This window comes from Vibrio cyclitrophicus (assembly GCF_024347435.1).
Classification (GTDB): Bacteria; Pseudomonadota; Gammaproteobacteria; order Enterobacterales; family Vibrionaceae; genus Vibrio; species Vibrio cyclitrophicus.
On record NZ_AP025480.1, the window covers coordinates 1,721,291 to 1,747,066 of the forward strand.

General features: G+C 42.3%; 28 protein-coding genes and 1 pseudogene. 8 read left to right on the plus strand and 21 right to left on the minus strand.

All coding sequences use genetic code 11. The features are described from left to right. Positions 1-278: 278 nt before the first annotated feature. Both OCW38_RS07435 and OCW38_RS07440 read right to left on the minus strand, forming a co-directional pair. Positions 279-3,407 carry an efflux RND transporter permease subunit gene (locus OCW38_RS07435; protein WP_261893537.1) on the minus strand — a complete coding sequence of 1,043 codons (3,129 nt, stop codon included), beginning with the start codon at positions 3,405-3,407 and terminating at the stop codon, positions 279-281. 12 nt (positions 3,408-3,419) lie between these two features. Beyond that, positions 3,420-4,598 (minus strand): efflux RND transporter periplasmic adaptor subunit, encoded by a 1,179-nt coding sequence (locus tag OCW38_RS07440; RefSeq protein WP_010440967.1) that lies wholly within the window; start codon positions 4,596-4,598, stop codon positions 3,420-3,422. Positions 4,599-5,002: 404 nt separating this feature from the next. On the opposite strand from OCW38_RS07440, the gene OCW38_RS07445 reads away from it, so the two are divergent. The 3 genes from OCW38_RS07445 to OCW38_RS07455 all read left to right on the plus strand — a co-directional run bounded on the left by OCW38_RS07445 (position 5,003) and on the right by OCW38_RS07455 (position 7,726). Further along, complete coding sequence (locus OCW38_RS07445) at positions 5,003-5,923, plus strand: LysR family transcriptional regulator (RefSeq protein ID WP_016766855.1); 921 nt, start codon at positions 5,003-5,005, stop codon at positions 5,921-5,923. A gap of 94 nt (positions 5,924-6,017) precedes the next feature. After that, positions 6,018-6,587 carry a hypothetical protein gene (locus OCW38_RS07450; RefSeq protein WP_261895646.1) on the plus strand — a complete coding sequence of 190 codons (570 nt, stop codon included), beginning with the start codon at positions 6,018-6,020 and terminating at the stop codon, positions 6,585-6,587. A 173-nt stretch (positions 6,588-6,760) separates the two neighbouring features. Beyond that, entirely contained in the window at positions 6,761-7,726 is a 966-nt protein-coding gene (locus OCW38_RS07455; protein WP_016788682.1) for a porin, read from the plus strand. Positions 7,727-7,765: 39 nt separating this feature from the next. On the opposite strand, the gene OCW38_RS07460 is transcribed toward OCW38_RS07455, so the two are convergent. Then, positions 7,766-9,103, minus strand: a complete 1,338-nt coding sequence (locus OCW38_RS07460) for an IS4 family transposase (RefSeq protein ID WP_261893540.1) — start codon at positions 9,101-9,103, stop codon at positions 7,766-7,768. Between the two features lie 653 nt (positions 9,104-9,756). Here OCW38_RS07460 and OCW38_RS07465 point away from each other — a divergent pair. Both OCW38_RS07465 and OCW38_RS23045 read left to right on the plus strand, forming a co-directional pair. After that, complete coding sequence (locus OCW38_RS07465; RefSeq protein ID WP_016799000.1) at positions 9,757-10,089, plus strand: DUF3316 domain-containing protein; 333 nt, start codon at positions 9,757-9,759, stop codon at positions 10,087-10,089. An 11-nt stretch (positions 10,090-10,100) separates the two neighbouring features. After that, a pseudogene (locus OCW38_RS23045) lies at positions 10,101-10,347 on the plus strand (efflux transporter outer membrane subunit); the annotation flags it as partial. A gap of 87 nt (positions 10,348-10,434) precedes the next feature. On the opposite strand, the gene OCW38_RS07475 reads toward OCW38_RS23045, so the two are convergent. From OCW38_RS07475 to OCW38_RS07525, 11 genes are all read right to left on the minus strand, one after another. Then, positions 10,435-10,650, minus strand: a complete 216-nt coding sequence (locus OCW38_RS07475) for a DUF6434 domain-containing protein (protein WP_102387637.1) — start codon at positions 10,648-10,650, stop codon at positions 10,435-10,437. Between the two features lie 34 nt (positions 10,651-10,684). Then, positions 10,685-11,017 carry a YnfA family protein gene (locus OCW38_RS07480; protein ID WP_016788684.1) on the minus strand — a complete coding sequence of 111 codons (333 nt, stop codon included), beginning with the start codon at positions 11,015-11,017 and terminating at the stop codon, positions 10,685-10,687. Between the two features lie 89 nt (positions 11,018-11,106). Continuing rightward, positions 11,107-11,388, minus strand: a complete 282-nt coding sequence (locus OCW38_RS07485) for a hypothetical protein (RefSeq protein ID WP_010440984.1) — start codon at positions 11,386-11,388, stop codon at positions 11,107-11,109. 62 nt (positions 11,389-11,450) lie between these two features. Then, the gene (locus tag OCW38_RS07490) at positions 11,451-11,783 is read right to left on the minus strand and encodes a hypothetical protein (protein WP_016786437.1); all 333 of its coding nucleotides are present in this window, start codon (positions 11,781-11,783) and stop codon (positions 11,451-11,453) included. Positions 11,784-11,959: 176 nt separating this feature from the next. Further along, on the minus strand, positions 11,960-12,364 hold the full coding sequence (locus OCW38_RS07495) for a DUF1801 domain-containing protein (RefSeq protein WP_010440988.1): 405 nt from the start codon (positions 12,362-12,364) through the stop codon (positions 11,960-11,962). Positions 12,365-12,531: 167 nt separating this feature from the next. Next, a complete protein-coding gene (locus OCW38_RS07500) occupies positions 12,532-12,729 on the minus strand; it encodes a hypothetical protein (RefSeq protein WP_016768471.1) in 198 nt (65 codons plus the stop codon). Positions 12,730-12,837: 108 nt separating this feature from the next. Continuing rightward, complete coding sequence (locus OCW38_RS07505; RefSeq protein WP_010440993.1) at positions 12,838-13,275, minus strand: GNAT family N-acetyltransferase; 438 nt, start codon at positions 13,273-13,275, stop codon at positions 12,838-12,840. A 141-nt stretch (positions 13,276-13,416) separates the two neighbouring features. Next, positions 13,417-13,881, minus strand: coding sequence for a GNAT family N-acetyltransferase (locus tag OCW38_RS07510; RefSeq protein ID WP_261893547.1), 465 nt, complete (start codon positions 13,879-13,881; stop codon positions 13,417-13,419). Positions 13,882-14,014: 133 nt separating this feature from the next. Beyond that, positions 14,015-14,545, minus strand: coding sequence for a GNAT family N-acetyltransferase (locus OCW38_RS07515; protein WP_261893549.1), 531 nt, complete (start codon positions 14,543-14,545; stop codon positions 14,015-14,017). A 44-nt stretch (positions 14,546-14,589) separates the two neighbouring features. After that, positions 14,590-14,946: a hypothetical protein gene (locus tag OCW38_RS07520; protein ID WP_261893551.1), complete on the minus strand. Its 357-nt coding sequence runs from the start codon at positions 14,944-14,946 to the stop codon at positions 14,590-14,592. Positions 14,947-15,032: 86 nt separating this feature from the next. After that, positions 15,033-15,542 (minus strand): ClbS/DfsB family four-helix bundle protein, encoded by a 510-nt coding sequence (locus OCW38_RS07525; RefSeq protein ID WP_016789331.1) that lies wholly within the window; start codon positions 15,540-15,542, stop codon positions 15,033-15,035. Positions 15,543-15,635: 93 nt separating this feature from the next. Between OCW38_RS07525 and OCW38_RS07530 the strand changes: the two genes are divergently transcribed. Then, a complete protein-coding gene (locus OCW38_RS07530) occupies positions 15,636-16,661 on the plus strand; it encodes an IS110 family RNA-guided transposase (protein ID WP_261893554.1) in 1,026 nt (341 codons plus the stop codon). Between the two features lie 556 nt (positions 16,662-17,217). Then, entirely contained in the window at positions 17,218-18,174 is a 957-nt protein-coding gene (locus OCW38_RS07535; protein ID WP_102418508.1) for an IS110 family RNA-guided transposase, read from the plus strand. A gap of 22 nt (positions 18,175-18,196) precedes the next feature. Here OCW38_RS07535 and OCW38_RS07540 read toward each other — a convergent pair whose 3' ends face one another. From OCW38_RS07540 to OCW38_RS07555, 3 genes are all read right to left on the minus strand, one after another. Beyond that, positions 18,197-18,730: a hypothetical protein gene (locus OCW38_RS07540; protein WP_065612427.1), complete on the minus strand. Its 534-nt coding sequence runs from the start codon at positions 18,728-18,730 to the stop codon at positions 18,197-18,199. A 134-nt stretch (positions 18,731-18,864) separates the two neighbouring features. After that, on the minus strand, positions 18,865-19,719 hold the full coding sequence (locus tag OCW38_RS07550) for a hypothetical protein (RefSeq protein ID WP_261893558.1): 855 nt from the start codon (positions 19,717-19,719) through the stop codon (positions 18,865-18,867). Between the two features lie 152 nt (positions 19,720-19,871). Then, positions 19,872-21,052, minus strand: a protein-coding gene (locus OCW38_RS07555) for an IS3-like element ISVisp1 family transposase (protein WP_102351272.1) whose coding sequence is annotated in 2 segments (ribosomal slippage) — positions 19,872-20,767 and positions 20,767-21,052 — 1,182 coding nt in all. Because the reading frame shifts where the segments join, the coding sequence is not laid out codon by codon here. A 124-nt stretch (positions 21,053-21,176) separates the two neighbouring features. On the opposite strand from OCW38_RS07555, the gene OCW38_RS07560 reads away from it, so the two are divergent. After that, positions 21,177-22,354, plus strand: a protein-coding gene (locus tag OCW38_RS07560) for an IS3 family transposase (protein ID WP_261893560.1) whose coding sequence is annotated in 2 segments (ribosomal slippage) — positions 21,177-21,435 and positions 21,435-22,354 — 1,179 coding nt in all. Because the reading frame shifts where the segments join, the coding sequence is not laid out codon by codon here. 30 nt (positions 22,355-22,384) lie between these two features. Here the strand turns inward: OCW38_RS07560 and OCW38_RS07565 are convergent. From OCW38_RS07565 to OCW38_RS07580, 4 genes are all read right to left on the minus strand, one after another. After that, positions 22,385-22,714, minus strand: coding sequence for a hypothetical protein (locus OCW38_RS07565; protein WP_261893562.1), 330 nt, complete (start codon positions 22,712-22,714; stop codon positions 22,385-22,387). 593 nt (positions 22,715-23,307) lie between these two features. Beyond that, positions 23,308-24,360, minus strand: a complete 1,053-nt coding sequence (locus OCW38_RS07570; protein WP_261893564.1) for an IS91 family transposase — start codon at positions 24,358-24,360, stop codon at positions 23,308-23,310. Next, the gene (locus tag OCW38_RS07575) at positions 24,357-25,244 is read right to left on the minus strand and encodes a site-specific integrase (RefSeq protein WP_261893566.1); all 888 of its coding nucleotides are present in this window, start codon (positions 25,242-25,244) and stop codon (positions 24,357-24,359) included. Before OCW38_RS07575 ends, OCW38_RS07570 begins: the two co-directional genes overlap by 4 nt. A gap of 343 nt (positions 25,245-25,587) precedes the next feature. Beyond that, a complete protein-coding gene (locus OCW38_RS07580; protein WP_261893567.1) occupies positions 25,588-25,728 on the minus strand; it encodes a hypothetical protein in 141 nt (46 codons plus the stop codon). Positions 25,729-25,776 lie beyond the last annotated feature (48 nt).

Here is a 25,776-nt window from a genome sequence, read left to right on the forward strand (position 1 = left end):
ACCACAACAAAATGAGTTCATACGCAAGGAAAAAGCAATACAGTCTGCTAACCCCACACAAGACAACTAAAAAGATCACCAACAAGCAAAATTAGAAAGATATAAACAGAAAAACATCAATCAAGTCAGTGAGCTAACGCAGAAAACTATTAATGGTATGCTTTCCCGAGAAAGGTAACCCCTTTATTCGACAGACAACAGATATCAAAAACAAAGCCCCTTACGACAAACGTTAGAGGGCTTTTCAATTTAGGCCTAATCTTCAATTAGAATTAGATTCAATTCCGCTTTCTATTCACCAACATATAAAAGACTGGCGTTAACAATAACCCAAATACGGTTACGCCAAGCATGCCATAGAAAACCGCGGTTCCCATCGCTTGACGCATTTCTGCACCAGCACCAGTGGCAAGCATTAACGGAATAACACCCGCAGTGAAAGCAATGGAAGTCATTAAGATTGGACGTAAACGCAACCGACACGCGTCCACAATAGCATCTAGTGGGCTTTGTCCCTGATCTTTTAGCTCTTTTGCAAACTCAACCATTAAGATCGCGTTCTTACTTGCCAAGGCTACCAACACAATCAAGGCGATTTGAGTGAAAATGTTGTTATCTCCCCCAACATACCAAACCCCAGCCAACGCCGATAAGATGGTCATAGGCACAATCAAAATAATAGAGAATGGCAAAGTTAAACTCTCATACTGAGACGCCAGAACCATAAACACCAGTAGCACGACCAATGGGAAGATATAGACCATGGTATTACCCGCAATGATCTGTTGGTATGTCACCTCCGTCCATTCATAAGCCATACCTTCAGATAGGGTTTGCGCCAGTACCTCTTCAATAGCACTTTGAGCCTGGTCAGAGCTGTAACCAAATGCTGGGCTACCGTTAAGCTCTGCACTTGGGTATCCGTTGTAGTGCATCACTCGGTCTGGACCAATTGATGGAACGACTTCCAGCACAGCTCCTAAAGGCACCATGTCACCGCGAGCGTTTCTCACTTCATATTTCAAAATCTGTTTCGGATCGACCCTAAAATTCGCGTCCGCTTGTGCGTTCACTTGATAAGTGCGACCAAACAAATTGAAATCATTGACATATAAAGAGCCAAGGTAAACCTGTAATGCATCAAACACTTGCTCAAGCGGAATGCCTTGTAACATAGCCTGCTCGCGGTCAATGTTGATCTCCATTTGCGGAACTTGAACCCTAAAGGTCGAATACAAACCTATGAGCTCAGGGCGAGAGCGCGCTTCCAGAATCACTTGGTTTAACTGATTGAATAGCTCTTCGAATCCTTTATTCGAACGGTCTTCAATCTGCAATTTAAATCCACCTGTAGAGCCCAGGCCTTGAATTGGAGGGGGTGGGAAAATCCCAACAAACGCTTCATCAATAGCAGAAAAACGCTTATTGAGCTCAGCCACAATAGCATTAGCATAGAGATCCGGCGTCGTACGCTTATCAAAAGACTCCAAACTAACAAAAACAATGCCGCTATTTGGGCTGTTAGTGAAACCATTCACTGAAAGCCCAGGGAAAGAGATTGTCTGCGCCACCCCCGGAATTTCGAGCGCCATTTGCTCCATTTCACGGATTACTGCATCGGTTCTGTCTAAGCTCGCTGCATCAGGTAATTGAGCTATTGCAACCAAGTATTGTTTATCTTGCTGCGGGATGAAGCCTCCTGGCACTGCGTTAAACAAGGTCGCTGTGCTACCGAGTAAACCAAAGTAGATCACGACAACAATCGCACTCATTCGAATGAGCTTTTTAACCAAGCTTTGGTATTGATTTGAGCTTGCATCAAACAGTCTATTGAACGGTGCAAATAAAAAACGCCCAAAGATGGTATCCAATACACGTGTCAACCAATCTGGCTTGGCGTCCTTCTCTTTAAGCAGAAGAGCAGAAAGCGCAGGCGACAGCGTCAAAGAGTTGAACGCAGAGATGATGGTCGAGATCGTAATCGTCAATGCGAACTGTTTGTAGAACTGGCCAGATAAACCAGTAATAAAGGTCGTTGGTACAAATACCGCACACAAGACCAAAGCGATCGCGATGATTGGCCCTGTAACTTCCGACATTGCCTGTTTTGTCGCATCCAATGGAGAGAGACCGTTATGAATATTCCGCTCAACATTCTCAACCACCACAATCGCATCATCGACAACAATGCCTATTGCGAGCACTAAACCAAAAAGAGACAAGGTATTAATAGACACGCCTAACCACTGCATGACTGCAAATGTCCCGACCAAAGACACTGGGACTGCAATAATCGGTATGATTGATGCTCGCCATGTTTGCAGAAACAATATCACCACAATCACAACGAGAATGATCGCTTCCAACAACGTGTGAATGACTGCATCAATAGACTCTCGTACGAAGACGGTAGGGTCATACGCGATCTCATAAGAGACACCTTGTGGAAACTTCTCAGATAAATTCGCCATAACAGAACGTACATCATCAGACAATTGAATTGCATTAGAACCCGGTCGCTGGAAAATCGGCATCGCCACTGCAGGTTTGCCATTCAGCATTGCTCTCAACGCATATGTATTCTGACCTAACTCGACCTCAGCGACATCGCGAAGACGTGTTATTCCACCGTTTTTGCCAACTTTGACTACGATATCTCGAAATTCATCAAGGTCTGCCAAACGGCCTTTTACATTTAACAGAATCTGAAATTGGTTATCGATACTAGCAGGTTGCGCACCCAACGAGCCTGCTGCAACTTGCTGGTTTTGGGCACGTACAGCATTAACCACATCCATCGCGGTTAGGTTACGAGAAGCGAGTTCATCTGGGTTAAGCCAGAGGCGCATCGAGTATTCACCGCCGCCGAATAGCCGCACGTCACCCACACCACCTAATCTTGCGACTTCATCCTTGATGTAGAGATTTGTGTAGTTAGACAGGTAACTGATTTCTCGACTCTCATCTGGCGAGTAGATATGAACCACCATCGTTAAGTCGGGTGACGCTTTCTCTGCGATAACACCTAGGCGTTGAACCGCTTGCGGTAGACGCGGAAGCGCACTATTCACACGGTTTTGTACCTGTACTTGAGCCTTATCCAGATCAGTCCCTAGAGCAAAAGTAACCGTTAGTGTCATACGACCGTCACTCGTCGCTTGAGAAAACATGTACAGCATATTCTCGGTGCCGGTGATCTCCTGCTCTAATGGTGTAGCAACCGTTTCAGCAATCACTTTCGGGTTGGCACCTGGATAATTGGCTGTCACCACTACGGTTGGAGGAACTACTTCAGGATACTCACTGACCGGCAATTGAAACAGAGAAATACCACCGGCAATAAGAATGAGTAGTGAAAGCATAGATGCGAAAATGGGTCTCTGAATAAAGAAGTGCGCAAATTTCATAATTCTCTACTCCTATTGACCTTGCATCGAAGAGACACTTTGCTCTTGCGTTTCTAGCTTCGCCAATGTCAATCGCGTACTTGAAAGATCAAGATCCACAGGACGTGGAATAATCTCAGTATTTGGCCCAACCTTTGCTGGACCATTTACCGCAATGTAATCACTGCTCTCTAGGCCACTAATAACAGCTCGATACTTACCGTAGCGCTCGCCCAGCTCTATAGGTCGGTATTCTAAGACATTTGCTTCATTCATCGTTAAAACAAAACGGTTTTCTAGGTCTGTACCTATTGCTCGCTCTGGAACCAATAAAACATCTTGCTCATCACTGGTTGTGATTTGCACACGGCCAAACGAACCTACCAACAAAGGATGTTTGTTTGAATCGAAAACGGCGCGCACAGTCAACGTACCCGTATTAATGTCAATGGCGTTATCAACGAAGTCAACTCTCCCCGTGACCGATGTATCAGATAGCCCAGACAGAGTAAGACGAGCTGGTAATTCAGACTCTACAGTCGTTCTAGAAAAGTATCGGTTCCAAGTACGTTCATCCACATTAAAGTACGCATATACCTTTCCATTAGAGACGATGTCTGTAAGCACACTCTGGTTGGGATTAACGTTGTTACCTTCAGTGATAAAAGCATGAGAAATTGTGCCACTGATGGGCGCATAGATACGTGTAAAATCCAAGTCTAGTTGAGCTAATTTCAATTGAGCCACAATCGCTGACAGCTCCGCCGCACGTTGCTTCACCGCTGTAGAACGCGTTTCAGCCTGCTCTGCAGATATAGCTTTGCGTTTAATCAACTCGTCCGCACGCTTAAGTTCACTCTTGGCTTGAGAAAGTGCGGCTAGTGCACTCGACTTCTGAGCCTTAAGCTGTTCAACACGAGCAGCAAATGGACGAGCATCTAGTGTCACTAACAGATCGCCTTTTTCCACTCGTTGTCCATCCTGAAACTCAATCGTCTCGATCATTCCCGACACTCGGGGCATTAAAGACACTTCTTTAGGCGCTTCTATGCGTGTGGTGTAAGTAAACCACTGTTGTACTGGCTCTTGCGCCACTTGTGCAATATCGAGTTCAGGAAGAACCTTCGATGGTGCTAAGGCCTTTGCCTCTTCGCCACTGCACCCATTAAGCACTGCTAACAACACGCTAGCAGCAATCATTTTTTTATACATAAATAACCTCACCTATTTGCGGCGGCTATTCTAAGAAGGTGCGGTGATGCAGAAAAGCCCCCAATTCAAACATTTAGTAATGCCTAATTTGCACGATTGAAAACCCGACTTGATCGTTGAACCCGTGTTATCACGGGTTCAACGCACTTTTCAGCCTCTTTACCAGCAAGCTATTACCGTTATTGTATTTTCATCTACAAAATAACCATTACGTCTAACTAGAGGACATTTGCATACTCTTTGTACACTTTCATGGCCTAACGGAAGAGTTATCGAAGTATCTCGATATTGGTGCACAAAACACACTAGTAAAGTGCAAATAAAACCATAATTTTTGCGAATAGGTTTTGTAGAATGCGCACTTCATCACATCTAATTGCAAAAATATTACTAGGAGTTTGAGTATGGACTTAGCTACTCAACTGGAACTACTGCTCGACGTATCTGAATACGGCACCTTTGCAAAGGCGGCCGATAGGAACCACATTGACCGTTCCGCACTGTCTAAACAGATAAAAAAATTAGAAGACAGCCTAGGGCTAAGACTGCTCAACCGCTCGACCCGATCGCTATCACTCACCAATGCTGGCGAAGAGATGGTCCAACAGGCGAAGAAAATACGTGAGCTGCTGACTGAGACCAAAAAGCTTGCAGACACTTTTCACGCTGAGCCGCGGGGTCATTTAAAGATCTCGAGTTCGTCGTTCTTTGGTCGTACATACCTTAAAAAAGCCGTCAAAAGCTTCATGCACAAGTACCCCTACATTACGGTAGAAGTTTTACTCTCTGATCATAAAGTTGACGTGATCAGTGAAGGTTACGACGTTGTATTTCGCATCGGCCCAATTCGCGAGTCGAACATGATTGTGCGCAAACTTGCGACCAATAAATTAGCCATCATTGCTTCAGAAGGTTTCTTAGCAAGACACGGTAATCCGCAAACACTGGAAAAGTTGATAGAGCTACCAGCGGTGGTTTACTCAAGTGAATCTTTCATATCGGACAAGATTAGAATTGTCGATGACGAACAAGCTGGTGAAATCAAAACCTTCAATATGAATGCCAAGTACAAGGTAAACGAAACTGATCTCATCATGGACGCAGTGAAAGACGGCCTTGGCTATGCTGTTATTGGGCAATTCATGCTACAGGAAGAACTAGAAAAACAAGGACTTGTACAACTTCTACCTGAATACCAACTATCAACTCACAGCGATATATTTGCTATGTACTCACACCGTAATCAACAACCTCTCGCCAAGCTGTTTATCGACTCAATACAGAATGAAATTGGTACAACGCCGATTTGGGAAACCTACTTGTAACAAGGCTCCCGTTTTACTCTATCGTTTTACCACTTTCTGGATTCATATAATGCAATATATCAGCCCAATTTATGACGAATGACGCGGCAACCGCATTTTTGATACGTTCATTATTTTACATAGCTTCGTACTCACATTAGTCATTGCTTACATTAGTATTCACTTTGACTCTCATACCAAAGAGAGCTCTGTACTTGAGATCAGCCAGGTTGTTATCCTTCTAGGCACTGCACTAATCAGTTACTTCAAAGCGCGAGAGAGTCATGCCTTTTCATCGATATTAAAAATTCATTCTCTGATCATGTTACTGCTCGTTTCGAGAGAACTTGACCAAGTGTTTGAGTTGTTCTTTTTTCATGGCTTTTGGAAGGTCCCCGCTAGTGTCATATCAGCAATAATCTTCTTCTATAAACTGCTCTCCAATCAAAAAAGCATCATTGCTGGAGCAAACCGATTTTTCACTACAGATAGTTTTCTTATCTGGGTCATCGGTTTCTTTATGTTCTTTATATTTTCTCGCATTGCCGGCTACAAAGGCTTCTGGATGGATTTTTTAGGTGATGGCTACAACAGAGATATAAAAACACTAGTTGAAGAAGGACTAGAATTCTTCGGTTACTCTTTCCTTCTCTCTGGAATTATCTTAATAAGAGAAAAAAGATAACCAAGTTCCTATCATTTTTGATAAAAGATCGAAAAACAATAAGATAGAATATTTTATACCAAATACTTGTGCTTATTATTTACCATAGTTAATTGATAATTACTCACTTTTAAATAATCCATGTGTATAGATAATTACTTCGACTTAAAACACAATGTAGTGGTAATTAAAATATGGACAAGAAAATCATTTCGCTGGCAATTGGTGCCGCAATCTTTGGCTCTGCAGTTAATGCAGCACAAGTTTACTCTGATTCAGAAACTGAACTGAATATTCACGGTAGAGCTCAAGGTGCTTACTATTTTTCTAGTGATAAAAATATCGATGGAGACCAAAGCTACATCCGTGTTGGCTTAGACGGAAAATCTCAAATTAATGATGATTTATATGCATTCGGTTTGTACGAGCTGCAATTTAAATCTAATAGCGGCAACGAAAACGAAGACGAATTTGACGTACGTAAAGGTTACGTAGGTGTGGGTTCTGAGCTTTGGACGGTTAGCTACGGTCGCCAATTTGGTGCAGTAACACTAGTGTCTGATTACACAGATATCTTCCCAGAGTTTGGTAACGAAGCTGCAGGTGTAAGTGCTGATCTATTTGGTACTGGCCGTTCAGATTCTGTATTCAAAGCAACGGGTTCTTACGATGCTCTTAATGTACACGTAAGCTACCAAGGCGAGAATGACCAAGTTTCAACAGATGCCTCTTCATACGGCATTGCAGCAGACTATGCACTGCCGTTTGGCATGAAAGTAGCACTAGGTTACAACGAAGGTGAAGGTGCAGCTGCTGGCGCAGATTCTGAACTTCTAACGGCAGCAGTTTCATACACCTACGAAGATCTGTACGCTGCAGTAGTGTTCAGCGATGGCGAGAACTGGGAAAAAGATGGTACGGATAACGATATTGACTACGAAGGTATTGAAGCAGTCGTTACTTACCAGGTAACTAAAGAGCTTAACGCTCTAATCGGTTATAACAACCTAGAGAAAGACGGTGTAGATACAGTTGATTACTACTCACTAGGTGGTGAATACAACCTAACTCCTAACTTCAAAACACTTGCTGAATACAAGATCACCGACGTAGACGGTGAAGATGATATTTTAGCGTTAGCACTTCGCTACTCGTTCTAATATTAGTCAAGAATAAGCCCACTTATAGTGCAACACCTATCATTTAAGGTGTTTAGATCGCACAGTGTAGCGAGTCTTACTAAAACGAACGGTCCTACCTTTGGGCCGTTTTTGTTTTTCGGGCAAAATATAACGTTTCACTCGCTCTCTCATAGCTCGCAGCTTTTTGGGAATAGAACCTGGAGAAGCGATAGCACACCACATTAGCTCATCTTGAATATCTCGAAGTGCCATCGTAAAGCTTATCCTAAGTGGTGAGACTTCTGCCTCTTTTGCTATTCGGCTAATCTCCAGACGGATTAAGTTATACGCGATAAGGATACCCCATACCTCTTGCTTTACACCCTCTACAGATTGACTGCGGAGCAGAATTTCATCTTCAAGCATGTCATGCTTAATCTCGCCATAACTCTTCTCGATTTCCCACCTTTCGAAGTACACGTCTAATAATGATTTTAAACTGTATTTTCTATCTGTTAGAGAAGTCAGCAGCCCTTGTATATGATTGGGTTGTTGTTCACCATCATCGGGGTATAGAGCCAGCCTCGCTTTCCACGTTTCCGGGAGGCTCGGGTCTTGCTTTCTAGCTTGTGGAGAGACTTTCATCTCTACAATCAGATCTCGCCCATCATCATCGAGTTGCTCGATGGTTTCATACTTCACATTCGACTTTATGGGCGTCATCCAGTGACTTGTCCCATGCTCTCGTTGCCAGTTAAGCATAAGCTCTGCGCTCAGGTAGCAACGGTCAAAAATGGTCAATGAATTCGGGACAGCTGATGAAATTAAATCTTTTGCATAGCTAATTTCACCTTTAGAACTTTCCCCAAAAGCCACATCATGAATAAGTCGACTCCGTAGGGATGTGAGTGCGCACATTCGAACGATTGGATATTCAGTGTGCCTGTCTTTTCGGTAGTAAACATATTGATAATGCTCAGCTAAGCTTGGGTTATCGTGCGTTCTAAACTGTGTGCCATCAATTGAAAATAGGCTCAAACCATTCCATTTATCACCCGCATCTTCCGACTGTGTCCAGTGCTTTGCTGTGATTGAGAATAATGACTCTAAAGGTTTAGCGGTGAGGCGCTTTCTCGCCTGGGGAATCGCACTAGGTGCAATAGACTCACCCAATGAGTTAGACAATTTGAGGTCGAGTTTATCGAGTACATCGGTAATCGGTCTATCTCGATAGAGACCAATACCAACGACTAACCATACAACAAGTTCGGCAGGTAACTTTCTACGACGCATACTCGCTTTGTTCGTTTCAGATAAAGCTTGGTTTATCCAATCTAGCGGAAGGTCTTTTTGGAACAAAGAAAGAGATTCTGGATTAGCAAAATCGTCAACATCGATTAACCAGTGTGACAGCATAAAAAATACCCTTAAACAGAAGTGCTTAAGGGTATTGTCAACCATCTGCAGGATCGTTCAACTGATCAGGAAAATGCTTAAATGATCAGTGTTAACTTATAGTGGGCTTTTTTTATATCTAAAGATAGCTTGATGCAAGTATTACCACAATGTATGGTTATTTATTATCGAGACAAATCACTATATTTAAAATATTATTTACCTCGTTGACTTTCCCCACTGCCTTTGAAAGTTACTTATTAACTACGAAATATTCTAGCAGCAATTTATTGCTGCTTTTTTTACCTATCAAACACCCGCCACTTTCACGTTCACGTTCACGTTCACGTTCACGTTCAATAAAAACATAAACCTCTCAAAGAAAAAATCGAAAATATAAAATTATTACGTAGCTATACCTTTAGCAGCATTGTCACTAGATGATCTCTTCATTTAATAGTTTCTATAAGCTTCACAAACTGTATAAAAACACCTCCAACGTTAAAAATGTCACCACACCTGGGTCAAAAATGGAAAACCAAGCCTTTATTCGTGCATTTTTGACATCAGTGAAAAGAAGAATGTGATATTTATCACACTTAAATTCTGCATAATAATAGCGTTGTACCGAGGCAAAGCGCCTCAAGAAAATAAAATTATTTGAGGATTACATTATGAAACGCATTATTACTCTTGCAGCAACTATTGCATTTACTTCAGCTTCTTTCGCTTCATCTTCTTGGGTTCAAATTGATCGTGAAGCCGATCTAAATGTGGGTGTTTTTGCCACTCAGAAACAGGCACAAAACGCTGCTGAAGAGTTTGCTTCTTCACTAAATACAATGAGCCATCAAGAGCTAAAAGCAACGTTACCAACGAATCAACATCACTTTGTACGTAACGTACACCTAGGTGAATCAAATGTATCAGTTGAACAAATCGAAAGTGGTAAATATCAAGCAAACCTACAGCAAGACTACGCATTCACTGCGTTTGACCGTGACTAATCTAGAAACCCAAACGCATAGATGAAGCAACAGACGCCGTGGATAACGCCGTAAGCAAAGCGAAGTCATTATATAAAGCGGGCCTAGTCGATTATTTGCCTTTGTTCGACGCACAAAGCAACAAAAGTGATACGAGAGCGCCAAGTGGCCGAAAAGCTTCAAATAATCAACACCACGATTGCGGTATATAAAGCGTTAGGTGGAGATTGGCAAGTTGCTAGTGAAATACAAAGTGTCGAATTAGCTTCTGCAAACTAGAGAAGCTATACGCGACTCTTCAAACCAATGCTCTCAATAAAAAATACCGCTGACTCGATCAGCGGTATTTTTGTCATTATATAAAACTCAACTGTCTGGATGTCGCTTAGCCCATTCTTTCAAGGCATCACCCATTGTCAACCCAGTCGCACTTTTCATCCAAAGTATAAAATCACGGTTGAATTTAAACTGCTCACCAAATTGGGATTTGAAATATCGGCGAACATTCTGAGTCGTTTTGTAGCTATCTGTAATAACGGTACTGTCGTCAATTTTATTCTTATGCCAATCAACCTTTTCCATGGCTTTAACCTCTTCTATTCGCTCAATACATGAATCACGCGTTTCGAGGACCAAACATGATAATCGCCATACCAAGTAGAGCGATTGAACCACCTACCATATCCCACGTTGTCGGTTTTTCACCATCAACCAACCACAGCCATATCAATGCAACCGAGATATACACACCGCCATATGCCGCATAAACCCGACCTGTCGCTGTCGGATGTAGAGTGAGTAACCAAGCAAACGCAGCAAGACTAATTGCAGCCGGAATTAAAAGCAGAATACTCTTATCTTGCCTAAGCCAAAGGTAAGGTAAATAACAGCCGACGATTTCCGCTATCGCAGTTAATACAAAAAGACCTACTGTTTTAAATTCAATCACAAAATACCTTATCGGCTAACCAATCAAGCTAGCAGAAATATAGAGCCACCTTAGGATCGAGGCTCAAAATAAAAACTAGATATTGAAAGCTAGAGAACAGTTACGCCTTCAACTTCAATCACTGAGTTAACATTAGCGCGTTCGATTACCTTGAGTAAGGTTGTTTGAATGAGCTCATTATCTCTAATTTCAGTTTCACAAGAAAAACGCTCTTCTTGAACACTGTCTCCCTCGCCCATTACAAATTGGACGGCTACTTGAGTTGCAACCTCTTTTGTTGGGCCAAAGTACGCTAACGTAATTTTAGGGTAGCCGTTGTCGCCTTTCTTAACCTGTTTAGCGATCCGTTTCTTCGCTTTATCTAAATTCATACCACTTCCTTTTTAAGCTGAAACTCAAGATGACACTAACGTCTTGTTATGTCGATGCTTCACTATAAAGTATTACCACAATCGCCACATGATTTTGTGGCCGAGAATCCGCTTTTTCTTGTGTTAGCTTTTCCACATGAACTACAAAATTTTACAGAGTGGACATTGTAAATAGAAACTAAAGTGACCAATGGAACCCAGACCAACAATTTTGCTCCTCCACCGCCCGATAAATAAATATATCCAATTAAGAAAATACCAAAAGTAACATTCTGGAAAGTCCACAACGCTTGTTTGAACTTAGCGTTTTTGATGACAAAAAATGTAAAAAATCCAATAACGCTACTGATAAGCCCATAAGCAATAAACCCTATAAAGATTTCTTGTTGACTCATAAACTGTCCTTGTTCATATACCACTTTACGGTCCGAGCAACGCCACTAACCTAAACCATAAGACGTTAAACACTAACCTAGCATTAAACGAGAAGTGCCAAGCCTTGTAAATCAGTTGCAAGCGTACTTTTCAAATTCGAATCACATTCAGTTAAGCACATGACAGCGCGTGAGAATTATGCGCCAAGAAGCGGTAGATGTTTACGTTGCTGATAAGTTAAGGCGAGCTCTAAGCACTGCTTAATAGGCGCCTTTGGAAGTGGTTCAGTTAGGTTCAAGATGATTGACCGATTACCTTGAAATGCCAACGTACCATCGTGTAACTCTCTGAATGTGTCGACTAGCTTTGTTTGACAGTTAAAAAACAAGAAATAGTTGTTTGGCGATTTCAATTTCCAGTCGATTCGAATTGGGCTGCCTGTCTTAACGCTGTAACTCGGCTCACCCCATTTCAGAGACTCTTCGACGTCACCTAAACCCAAATCAGAGGAAAGCTCAAAGATTAATGAACGTAACTCTTCAAGCCGGCCCCGAACATCATCAGGATACTCGTCGAAATGTGTTTTGATTGCTTTGTCCATTGAACCTCCGATTCACTTGTTGCGATATAAAGGCGCTGCTAACTCAAACGATGCTTGGCTATATAGCTGCTAAGTGTCCTGTTGAACCCAAACCACATTTTCAAGAAGCAGCGCTCCTATATACTCGAAGAAATACTCTAGATCAGACCGACTTGCTTCCACTATTCTCACGCAGTCTCCTTTTTGCGCATGATTATTTCTTTTAGAACGGTACCAATACTGCTAACTACAAACGTAAAAGCAGACACCACAATTGGCCCATAAAAATCAAACGCACCGTCTGTCATAAAAAAGTACTGATAGATCGCAAAACCAGATCCAATACTTACAGCTAACTGCATATTTCTGAATATTCGTTGTTTCATGTTGATCCCTTGGTTTCTTTGTCGTGACCATCGTTCAACTGTTGTACTTAGACCTGGTGCATCAATGGCTCTATGCTTATTCAAGAGACAGTTCTACTTAAGTGTTTGTTACGCTTGCAGCTCCATCAAGTATTCATCATCCGCTTTTTTCACAATCACAAAACCCATCTGCAAATACAACTGTTGAGCTGGATTGGTTTTAATGACACTTAAGCCTATTTTAGAGCTCGTTATTGCAGCTTTCTCGATCAATCCATTAATCAACGTCCTACCAATCTTTAAACCTTGGTATTCGGGATCAATTTGAATTTGCACCAAATGCCAGTAGTTAAGATCTTTATTGTAGGTAGCCTTGAATAATCCAATGGGTTCATTGTCCAACTCAACGATTTTCGCATGCGCAAATTCATAGCGTATTCGCTTTTCATGCTCTTCGTTAGTTGTTGATATACCAACATCTTCCAAATATTGGTTCATCGTTTTATCGCGCAGTGAAAGTAAAAAAGGAATATCTTTTTCACTTGCCTGTCTGAGGGAAATATCCATTCCTACTCCGTAAGCCTAATAGCTGCATAACACGTTCTCTGCTATGCGATTAAGTCCAAACTTACCACTCAACGCGGTAAACCAAAAGTAGCCTAGAGTGGCGAAGGTCGCAAATTGGGTGGGTGTGCTATCTCGAGAATGTTAAGTGACTATTTTCTTTGACATATTGTAGCCAGAAATAGCAAAGCCAATTTTTTGATACAGCTTTAACGCTCTCTGATTTTGGTAAGCGACTCTCAGCTTTATCTGTTCAATACCAACCGATTTCAATTGCGATTCAAGAACAGAGATTGCCAATTTTCCGTAACCATTATTACGGAAGTTTGGAAAAATAAAGAAGTCATAAATAAACGTGGATTTGTCAGCTGCATTAATTGAATGCCACAAATAACCAACCAATTCTGAACCCGATTCAACGCACAACAACGCATGATCGTTAGTTTCTAAACCATTTGGAAAACTACGAAGAAGATCCTGATTAGCCAATTCAATCGCCCTATCCAATGAATGACCATAGTTTTCAACAATTTCACGACTGTAATCATCAATAAAATAATCACAATAAGCTGGATATTCACTTGAGGTCATTGGTCTGAGCTTAATCATGTCTAATCCTTTAAAACGATGAACTTAGAAAACGATATAACGCCTTGTTTTGAAATTCAATGTGAGTTCTGAACAAATTTGGAATTTAAAATACCACGTGTTGGCTGTCTGCTTGGATTGATCAAATGGCTTGTTAGCATCGCGTTTTAGCATAAATCATCGTGCTATCGATCTCACCTGACGGCAGTCGCCTAGAGTTAATTAGTGTTGCTTCAGCCTCATAACCACAACGCTTTGCAACAGCCTGACTCTTAAGGTTTGACGCTGCCATTCTAATTTCTAATCGTAGTGCTAATAAGTCATGAAAAGCGTATTGTTCAACCAAACCAACAGCTTCAGTTATGTAGCCAAAACCAGTTTTTGAAGTTTGTAACCAATAGCCAATTTCAAAATATGGTACGGATTTATCTCTGACAATAAAACCTACAACGCCGATAAACAACCCTGTTTTCTTTTCAATGATATTAAACCAAAATTCACCAGTACAGCTGGCAAAATTCACCATTGCTCCTTTAGTGTTATCTTCTAAAGTTTGTTTAGATAATAAGCCTGAAACCCAAGGCAAAAACTGGGAGAGATCTTGCTTACATTCCTCAATGACTTCATACATAGCATCGATATAATTTAAGGAAGGAGGTTCCAATTTTAATCTTTCACTTTCCATCTAAACTCCGATGTTAACAAGTGCTTATAAACCGTTTGTCAGTACTAAAATTCATCACATGTAGCACGCTCTTCATATTCAGGGAAATCAATTTCAATGGAACCGTTATCATTGAGGACAAACAGTACCCTTCCATGCTCGATACCAGCGTCATTCATGTCAGAGCAACCACGATAGACTTCCCAATCGTATGAATAGTCGAGTTGATATTGATTGGAACTCACGTAAGAAATCTTTACAACTTCAATACCATTAACATTGTGAGCCATATGATCTATGTGAGACAGATCTGGAACTAGTTTCTGTTCAAAGTTACTTTTGTTTTTGGATAAAAACCTAGCCAACTCTTCACACAAATGAGTGCCATTAACTAAGGGTTGATATGAACTAGAAAAAAACATTTTCAATACTCCTAAACCTACCATTGTAAACACAAAACCCAACGTATCGTAAAATACCAAGCATTGACGTTCTGCTTTACTACTTGTTATGTGAATTCTCGGTTGAAACGCCGAACTTTAGTACGTATGTTTTTCATAGGTGATGACGTATTAAACTGAATCATGCGCCCCAAAGTCCATTGTTCATACCACGCAACACCATACAAATCATGGTCACTTAAGCTTGAAATGAGTAAAAGTATCTCGTTAACCGTCGACTCAAGTTCAATGAGTAAATCATCGTATTTCCAATCACGATACTCCTCGTGGAAGCTTTCGGCGAGTGGGCCTAATTGGTTCCATTTGTAACCAGTTTCCGGGAAATCTACCTGTTGATGCTGAGATCTTTGGTGATGCCATTTAAGAACGAGCTTACCCCAACCAATCAAGTAAGCCACTGTATCACTAACGCTAATGGTTGTACCTTTGACGTTCCCCTCTACTCCAAATGTACGAACTTTCCTTTCTGGAGTTGAACGATAATCAGCCATGAGTTTAGAAAATATCGAGTTTATAGTTAGCTCTAATTCATCCTTATTTCTTGGTACAGAAGACATTTTAACCTCCATTCACATAACGAATGACATGGATTCGCCCTACAGGAGTGGATCTGCCACACTTATGTGGTACTTAAATGCATCGGAGGCACCATGTCTGATTATTCTTATTTCTGCGGTATCGACCTAGCCAAAAACCACTTTAGTCTTCATGCCGTAGACCAAAATGGTAAGGTCATATTTCATAAGTCAGTAACCCGCTCTAAACTACTGACTACAATAGCAAATATGCCACTCATGCGTATAGGCGTTGAAGCGTGTGGTGGTGCACATTATTGGGCAAGAACACTCAATAAACTGGGTCATGACGCCCGCATTATGGCCGTTAAATACGTGGTTCCTTATCGAACTAAAGGGAAGAACGACCTTAATGATGCAGTAGCTATCTGCGAAGCTGTTCAGCGACCATCCACTCGCTTTGTGCCCGTAAAATCACCAGAGCAACAAGCCATCCTATCGGTACATAGAATGAGAGAGCATTGGGTTCGTGAACGCACCGCGCTTATGAATCGCATGCGCGCCCTACTTTCTGAGTTCGGGTTGATCATTCCCGTTGGTCGCTCTTCATTGATGAAACAGATTCCCTTAATGCTCGAAGATGCAGAAAATGAACGGCCACATCTCGCTAGAACAGTAATAGCCGATGCTTATCACCACCTTGGTGAATTGAATCAACGTATCGCCGATACTGAACAAGTCTTTGATTCTTTTGCTAAGGTCAGCACTAATGTTCAACGAGTGATGAAGGTTCGAGGCATTGGTCCTCAAACCGCTACTGCGATACTCGCTTCGATAGGCAATGGCTCTCAATTTGATAAAAGCCGTGATTTCTCTGCTTGGCTAGGACTCGTACCAAAGCAATATTCCACAGGAGGAAAACCTCGCTTAGGCCGAATAACCAAACACGGTGATAAATACTTACGAACACTATTAGTTCATGGCGCAAGGACCGTGATTGCCAACCTTGGCGACAAGCAAGATAAATTAAGTCAGTGGTGTCGCGGCGTTCTAGAACGAAGAGGAATGAACCGAGCAATAGTGGCACTGGCCGCGAAGAACGCACGAATTATATGGTCACTTTTACACAATCAAACAGAATATGAAAACTATGCTGCTTAAGTAAAAATCGAAGCAGCATAAAGAGTTAAACCCACCGGGTCATTGCAGACGCTAATGATGGAGATAGGTTAAGACCACTTGCGGAGAGCCTGTTAATGCGGCGGACACACTAGATGTCATCTAACGAATAAGGCACCGCAGTCGCGTAAAGTCATCAGGGCCACGACGTATGCGAATCGTCGATAAGTAGGCCGAATGTAGAGCGGCAGTCCAAAACCCATCAACATAAGTTTAGCGGATGTTTGACAACCGGGGGAATCCATGTAGCCGCATTAAGGTGTGAGCGGCGCTTGGCTATACTTGAGCGAAGCGAAACTGCCAAGCGTTGCGAATCACTCTTAAATACTTTGTATGGATAATAAGCGCTCCAATCGGGTAAGGTGAGACCCAGACTTTAGCTGCAACTAAAGTTCTTCTATCTGGTAGTTCGATTAAATGCTGGTTCCTCTATCGAGAGACCGATAACAAGTACGAACGCCAGATAGAGCTCCAAGCACCACACTCGAATAGTCTTCTGGGTCTCGAGCCCGCATTTGCAAGCAAGAGTTAGCTTATTATGAATACAAACACACTTCAAAACATTAATGTCGGCGTTGATACCGGCAAATCACAATTAGACATTTACATCCGTCCTCTCAATATTTACTTCACTGTCCCCAACAATGAAAAAGGCATCAACGAAGCGGTAAAAACTATCGCTAAGCACCGCCCTAGCCGCGTGGTTATCGAAGCGACTGGTCGATTGGAAATGCCTTTCATATTTGCCTGCGACAAAGCAAAACTTCCATACGTCATTGCTAACCCTTTGCACGTAAAAAAATTTGCTGGAGCCATTGGACGAAGAGCTAAAAATGACCGCCTAGATGCAGCTCTTATTGCTCACTTTGGGGAAGCTATCCAACCTAAATTGACCAAGCTAAAGAGCGAAAACATAAGGCTAATGAGTGACTTAGTCACAAGGCGTAACCAGTTACTGTCCATGCAAACAATGGAAAAAAACCGACAACAAATTTTACCTCAGAGCTTAGCATCCTCAATCAAACCGATCTTAACTGCTCTGAAAAATCAGATCGTCAAGGTAGAAGAAAAGATATCAAAACTCATTGATACCTGCCCTGAATACCAAGCTAAAAATGAGATACTACAAAGCATGCCAGGAATAGGAAAAATAGCATCAGCTTCTATCATCAGTAATGTTCCTGAACTCGGTTTCATCACCAATAAGCAAGCGTCTTCTCTTATCGGTGTCGCCCCAATAACAAGAGAAAGTGGACGCCTCAAAGGTAAGCGGATGATCCAGGGGGGACGTGCCCAAGTTCGCACAGTCTTATACATGGCAATGATGTCCGCCATACAATGCAACCCAGTATTTAAGGCCACTTATGAACGATTACTTGCGGCAGGAAAACCAAAAAAAGTAGCGATAGTTGCCTGTATGAGAAAGATGGTTGTAATACTAAATTCGATGCTAAGAGACGGTGTTATGTGGGATAACAATAGCGCCAAAAATTAGCTATTGACGCCATAGTCTCTTGTTATAAGCCCTTTTTATATGACTTGGCTAACTCTTCGAAAATTACCTTTCTCTTGTTTAACAACTCTTCTCTCACGTCGTCCATGTCACTCTCTTTAAGAGACTGCTTACCGTCATAGTATTTTCTACGCAACTCTTTTAAGAATTCGCCATAGTCACGAACTTGCGAAGAAATGTTGGTTAACCCCAATAGCATTAACTTAGATTCCGCTACGGTTAAGTTCTTAAACTGATCGAAAAGTTCCGACTTGGTGCGCTCTAACTCTTCATAGCGCTTTTCAGTTAAATCCATGTCTTGAGCATTATTTCGAACCCATTCAATTATCAATGCCCAATATCGTAGTGAAACGTGCGTGACTTCTTCAATATTCGAGCTCACTGATTCCAGTGAATCATAGAATCTTTTTCGACTTTCTTTTTTGCGTTCATTTCGGTGATTTAACCATGTAACTAAAAACGTACCAACTAATGTAATGAGACTGCCTAACCCAATTTTGATGGCTGTATCGATTACTTGTAACTCTGTGATTTCCATAGTACTCCTAGGGCTTATAACGCCTTGCTAAGGTGTGAGTAACGCAATACAAAAGCTACCGCACAGCGCCTTAATCACATAAGCCACCGCAAAGTAAAAATACCACGCGTTACGAATCACTCTTAAGCAATTTGTTAGGGCTTACTTTCCCGCAAGTCAAGATATATAAGCGAAGACTTTATCTTTAGCATATATCGTTTGGCTCCAGAGTCTGGTGCATGATTTTCGAGCAAATCGAGTAAATCTTTTTTGTTGTTTTCCTTGTTTTCCATCTGCTCATTCGTAAAGTTCACAATTAAGAATGGCGGAAGATTACCCCCAAACCGAAAAACACAGTACCCTCCCTCACCAAACGTATAATGAGTAACACTTGAGCTGTTTGATGAGTCCGAATCAATTTTTTTTACATAATCTTGAATTTTATTCGCAACCTTGGACCATTTTAAATATAGAGTCTCAGACCACACTTCTTTGTTGATTTTATTTGCCTGTTGATAGTACGACTCTGTATCTATTGGGGTTACTGGATAACGGGCTTCATCTAGCATCATAGCTTTCATTCTTTCTAAGACTTTGAACTCACACTTTGTCAACGGAATGGATAAGAGTTGAGCGGATTCAGATAAGTTATGACGGTATTTTGATTTAAGTAGCCGATTGAAATCTTGCCTTGCAGTGTATTGATGTAAGCAAACTAAAGCAGATTTAATTAACACCTCGACTGAATAGCTCAGTAACAATAAACTTGACTTTGAACTTGCATCGAACTGAGTGATTGACTCAACTACCTTGCTCGATTGGCATCGGTTCCCAGAAGCATTAGCTTCCGCTGTTATTGCTTGTAGTTCCTGCCTAACTTTCTGAGCATGCTCATTAAGGACACTGGACGAATACATGTGTTTTTGGGCTTCCTTCAGCCACTCATGCTTATTGAATATACCCTTTTCGGTCAAACCTCTAATTGCTTGAACCTTGTAACCTTTCCTCATTACACTCTCCGTGAGCCCTAACGACTAGCTAAATGGCTAACAAACCAGTCACTTCACCCAATTTAACACCTTAAACACGCAACTAAACCGAACTGAAAATGCCAAACGCTTGTTAGTGATCTTCACCCGATAAAATGGACACCCTATCTTCTTTAACCCGTCATGACTTCATATTCATGCGGGCTTCGATATCCAAGACTTGAGTGCAGTCTATAACGGTTATAAAAATGCTGGATATAACCGACAAGTTTATCTCTAAGCTGCTTCTCACTTTTAAAGCTATTTTTCCTAATTATGTCGCCTTTGAGCGTATGGAAGAACGACTCCACCTCTGCATTATCAGTACAATGACCTGGGCGATTCATGCTTGGGACAATTCCATTTTTTGATAGTAAAGCTTGAACTTCATGGGCTCGATATTCAGAGCCTCTGTCAGTATGAAATAACAGGCGCTCTTGTGGCTTTCGATTTCTAATGGCCATTCTCAGCGAACTCATCGTTAGTTGTGTACTCTTCTTACTACCAAGCGACCAACCGACGACTTTACGCGAGTAAAGATCAATAACGACCGCTAGATACATCCAACGTTTGCCTTGCCTGATATACGTTAGATCTCCAGACCACTGTTGATTAACTGCCGTTGGTTTTGGTGTGTCTTTTTTAATATTCTTAATCGATTGATAGAACCGATGTAGCTTGGCCATTTTCATGTAAATGCGATAACTTCGTGCTCTTAGCCCTTGCTCTCTCATGATCCGAGCCACACGCTTGCGGCTAACCAAAACTCCTTGGCGCCTCAGTTCTGCATGAACTCGTGGGCTACCGTAGGTCTCTCGACTCTGGGTAAACACTTTAATTATACGCTTCTTCAAAGCCTGCTCTTCTTGATCGTAGCGGCTTGGTTCTCTATCAAGCCATGCGTAGTAACCCGACTTCGAAACAGATAGAAAACGGCACATCAATACAATGGAATAACGCGTTTTGTAATGGGCTATGAATCGGAATTTTGTCGATTTTCTTGGGCAACGAATCGTTGCCACTTTTTTAGCAAGTCATTCTCGAGCTTAAGTTGTTCGTTCTGACGTTCGAGCTCTGCAATCCGACTAGACTCAGTTTTCTGGCTCGGGATCTGAGTCCTTTTCTTACGTTTATCTTCCATAATAACCCCTTCTCTATAGTCCTTTCGCCATTTAGAAAGCATATAAGGGTGGATATCTAATGATAGCGCCACGCTTTTAACTGTAGCTCCTTCTCGAAGCGAAAGTCGGACAGCAGTTACCTTAAATTCCGTAAGATATTGTTGAGTTTTTTTACCTGATTTATAAGCTGGCATAATCACCTCCAATTACAATTGAAGGTGTCCATTAGATCGGGTCAACTACATATGTAGTGGTACGGTGAATTTGGTCACTTAGTTAGAGGTGATATCATCACCTCATAAGTTAACAGGTGACACTATGACAAAACGTACAAGACGACTATTTAGCGCAGAATTTAAGTTAGAAGCAGCTCAGTTAGTCCTAGACCAAAATTACTCAGTGACTGAAGCAGCCCAAGCCATGAATGTGGGCAAGTCCACGATGGATAAGTGGGTTCGCCAGCTTAGAGAAGAGCGCCAAGGAAAAACACCGAAAGCTTCACCGATGACCCCTGAACAAATAGAAATTCGGGAATTAAAAAAGAAGTTGGCTCGCCTTGAAGAGCATAATGAAATATTAAAAAAAGCCACGGCTCTGTTGATGTCGGACTCACTGAACAATTCTTGATAATCAAGAAACTCAAGCAGAGCTACAGCGTAAAAACATTATGCGAAGTCTTCAATGTTCATCGAAGTAGTTATCACTATTGGCTTAAACGCCCAACGGTAATTAACGCTGAAACAGTAAAATTGCGCAGCTTGGTCAGTGAGGCTCACGCTGCAAGCAATGGCTCTGCGGGAGCGAGAACCATTGCAGATATAGTCACAAATCAGGGGGGAAAGCTGAGCCGATACCGAGCAACAAAACTTATGAGAACGCTTGGTTTAGTGAGTTGCCAAGTGCCAAAACATCGTTACCGAAAGGCTTCACAAGAACATATTGACGTTCCAAATCACTTAGGTCGTCAGTTTGCGGTTACCGCCCCAAATGAGGTATGGGCTGGTGATGTGACGTATATTTGGACAGGTAATCGGTGGATGTATTTAGCCGTTGTTATCGATCTTTTTGCCCGAAAAGTGATTGGTTGGTCGATGTCTCTATCACCTGATTCTAGACTAACAGGCAAAGCTCTTTCGATGGCTTATGAGTCACGTGGTAAGCCTAAAGGTGTTATGTTCCATAGCGATCAAGGCAGTCATTATACTAGCCGTAAATACCGTCAATTGCTGTGGCGTTTTCAAATAAAACAGAGTTTATCTCGCCGAGGAAATTGTTGGGATAATGCGCCGATGGAGCGTTTCTTTAGAAGTCTGAAAACGGAATGTGTGCCAACTGTGGGTTATCGTAGCTTCGCTGAGGCTCAACAAGAGATTACCCGTTACATTATCGGATACTACTGCCAACTCAGACCACATCAGTATAACGGTGGTCTAACTCCCAATGAATCAGAACGATTATATTGGGAAAACTCTAAAACCGTGGCCAATTTTAGTTGACCACTACAATAGTCCATCTTAAGCGCCTTGTTATACATTTCTTTTGGTGTGCTCAAACAGAGCTTTTCGCCAGTCAATTAGATATGGTAAACAACCAATGAGGGTTAAATCTGAGCTACCATTCAAATCTGCCAGCAAATCAGAGAGCGGATACTGGGCTGAGTCCCTATGATGTAAAACCTTATCAACAGTTTCTTGCGATTGTTTACTCAGCTTTTCTAACCAAATATGCCACTCCGGTTCATGTTTCCAGTAGTTCGCTGCTGTATGAATTAACTCCGCAACAGGTTCACCAAAAGAACTGCAAGGTCCTAACTTTCGAGCTTCAACGGGTTTAAGAGCAACTCTTCTAGTAGACATGCTCTACTCACAATAATTTCTGCGTATCATTTATACGAATGGGTACACAGAGAAAAATTTACTGAGAGCAAGTTTAAGGCTAAATACCCTGATTATGTTGAGTTAGCCAGTGAGTTTGATGTGGCTAGGCACATTACAAATGGAACCAAGCATTGCTTAACTAGGAGTATTACAACCTCCACACAAAGTGGATTTTCTTCTGCATTTAGTGATGGTTTTGCAAGGCCATTGAATATTACATATGACAATGGTGTTAGTGTTTCTGCAGACAGATTCTTGAGACCACTAATTGATTTCTGGCAAAAACAAAAAGAGAATAATGCGTTGTAGCGCGCGTATAACTAATAAGGATTAAGCGTTGCGCAGCCAACGTTAAATCCCGAGTGTTGAACAAGCCCGAAGTCTCTTTATTAAGTAAATTGTACGATTGGATTTGAAGGGCACATCGCCTTGATACTTTTCTCAAGGCGAGCGAGGTCAAGATAAGGTTGCGATAGCAACCTTATCAACCAGTTAGCTATTTTTATGGTGTCTGCCGTTACTCCTCCTCTTATTTACTTTTGCCATTATCCTTATTATCAAATGCCTTTCGGCTACGTGGGTCGGCTCACTCCAACACACGCCATCTGATGCTGACAGCAAGGGCATACTCGTATTGCTTTAGTCCTTATTGGCGCTGTTAACGGCGGCATGAGATAGAGTAAGTTCAATAGCAGCAACTGAATGCGAACCCGTAAGGCGTGTGCCTGACCACGTAGAAAACCGTAGTCTCGTACTCGTTGTAACCCTTTGGGCAGCACGTGCTGCAAAATGAGCAGCAAGAACTTGAGGGTGGGTAAGGTGCGCATTCGCCATGCGTTGGTCTTGCTCTCTTTATAGCGGAAGGTGACCGTGTCATCGGTGACTTTGATGATATCTTCATCAGGCAGTACACCGCGATAGAGATAACGCGACAAATAGCTCAGGGCAGACTGGCCGTATCCTACTTGTCTGCAATCGACCACCCATTGCTTGGGTATGCCATTGGGCAGCCACAACCTCGGGTGTTGCTTGATGGTTTCTAGCATTCTTGCCCGCCATACTTTGGCTAAAGCAAACGCGTTAAAAAGGTAATGCTTGTTACCTTTATGCCACTCTTGCCTTGAGGCATCGTATTGGCCTGCCGCCACAATAATGTGCAGATGTGGGTGCAAGTTTCGTTGTCGACTATGAGTATGAAGCACGGCAGTGAACCCAATGTCACCTTGCTGCTGCCTGTTGGCAAAATCCTTTAAAACCCCCGATGCCACCTTAAACATACCGTTATATATCGCTTTCGGTTGATGTCTCGCTAACACTCTTAATTGATACGGTAACGTGAACGTCACCATGAAGTAGTGAACAGGTAACCGTTTTTGTTGCTGACGCTGAAGCCAATCAGTGGTGGTGCGTTGTTGGCATTGAGGGCAATGACGATGACCACAAGAAAGGGGCAATCGGTCATCATGATGGCAGTGGTGACAAAACCATTGTGACCGACCTTGTTGCTCCGTTTTACAGCGCAGCATAGCTCCAATGGCACGGTGCATATCGCCATTCATCTGCGCATGATGGTGACGTTTAAGTGCATGATGGTTTTGGCGGAGCAGTTCAATAAAAGTGCTCATTTTATGTTCCACTTTAAATCCAATGCATTGGTCAATTGGTTGATGGCAATTGCCGCATCACGTTGCTTTATCTGAGTCATTCGGGTGTAACGCGCCGTGGTATTCAGGCTTGCGTGACCCAATAGCGTTTGCAGTGAGCGCAGGTCGAGCCCTTGCTCAAGTAAATGCGTTGCAAAGCAGTGTCTCAGTGAATGAGGGCTCGCGTGCTTTTGGATGCCACACTCTTTGAGCACAAGCTTCATGGTTTTTTGAATACCGCCTCTATCCATGGGCGCATCGCAACCTTGCCCAAGGCCAGGGAACAGTAATTGAGGGTGCTTATGAGTGAGCCAATGTGCGCGAAGGGCACTGAGTGTTCGCATTGGAAGCGGCACCATTCGGTCTTTCCCGCCTTTTCCTTCCCGTATATGAACGCGCATCGTTTGGCTGTCGATATCGTGAACCATAAGATTCAGCCCTTCACCAAGGCGCAACCCCATACTATAAAGTGTTAAGAAGAAGACTTGGTAGCGGGCTTGTCGTGTGTGAGTGATGAGCGAACTGACTTGCTGCGGTGTGAGTATGTCAGGCAGTCGTTTGACTTGTGGCGGTTTGACAATATTGAGCCATTCCCATTGTTTACCCAGCGTGTATCGGTAGAAAAATTGCAAGCCATTACGATCGAGTTTAATGGTGCTCCACGAGTGGGTTTGGATGAGAGAGGCGAAAAACTGTTTAAGGTCATTGGTGGTTAACGTATCAGGAACTCGATCAAAATGGGCAGTGATCCGACGAACAGCACGAGAATAGGCATCAATGGTCGCGGGTCGTTTACCTTGCAGCTTTAGATTGGTAAGGTGTTGTTCATAAAGGGCGTTGTAGCGTTTTAAGTCGGCGGGTTTCATGGGGTAACTCCTGTGAATGACCATCAGGGTGATGGTGTTACAAGAGTATGGCTTGCGCTCACTTTACTCTGCCGCGCAGCGGCTTCGTTCAACAAGCGCTTTAAACGGACAACAACAGTTGGTTAGGTTCCGCTTAAGCGGGCGTTATACATTTTAAGGGGCATCGATGTTCGTAGTTTCTAAAAAAGGAAATGAGGTAGAGTTTGCAGATGTAGAATTTTCTTATGTCGCAGAGGTGTTAAAGCCCATCGACACTTCACTTTCTGAACTCAACCATGAGATTTCCAAATCCGATGTATGGGATGTTAGCTGTTTGTGTGACAAAGGTGAGTACTTGATAGGACTAGGTTTTTGTATAATGCAGCGATATATGTTCGACGTACTGAGGGAAGTTATTTTCAATAAAGTCTTCATATTGAGGCTTAACGATCAAATCGAAGAATTGAGTAGATGATTGAACCTCAAATGTTGGTGGATTTGGCATAACTCTCCTGAGCGTATAACGAATGATATGGACTCCCTCTACCTGACA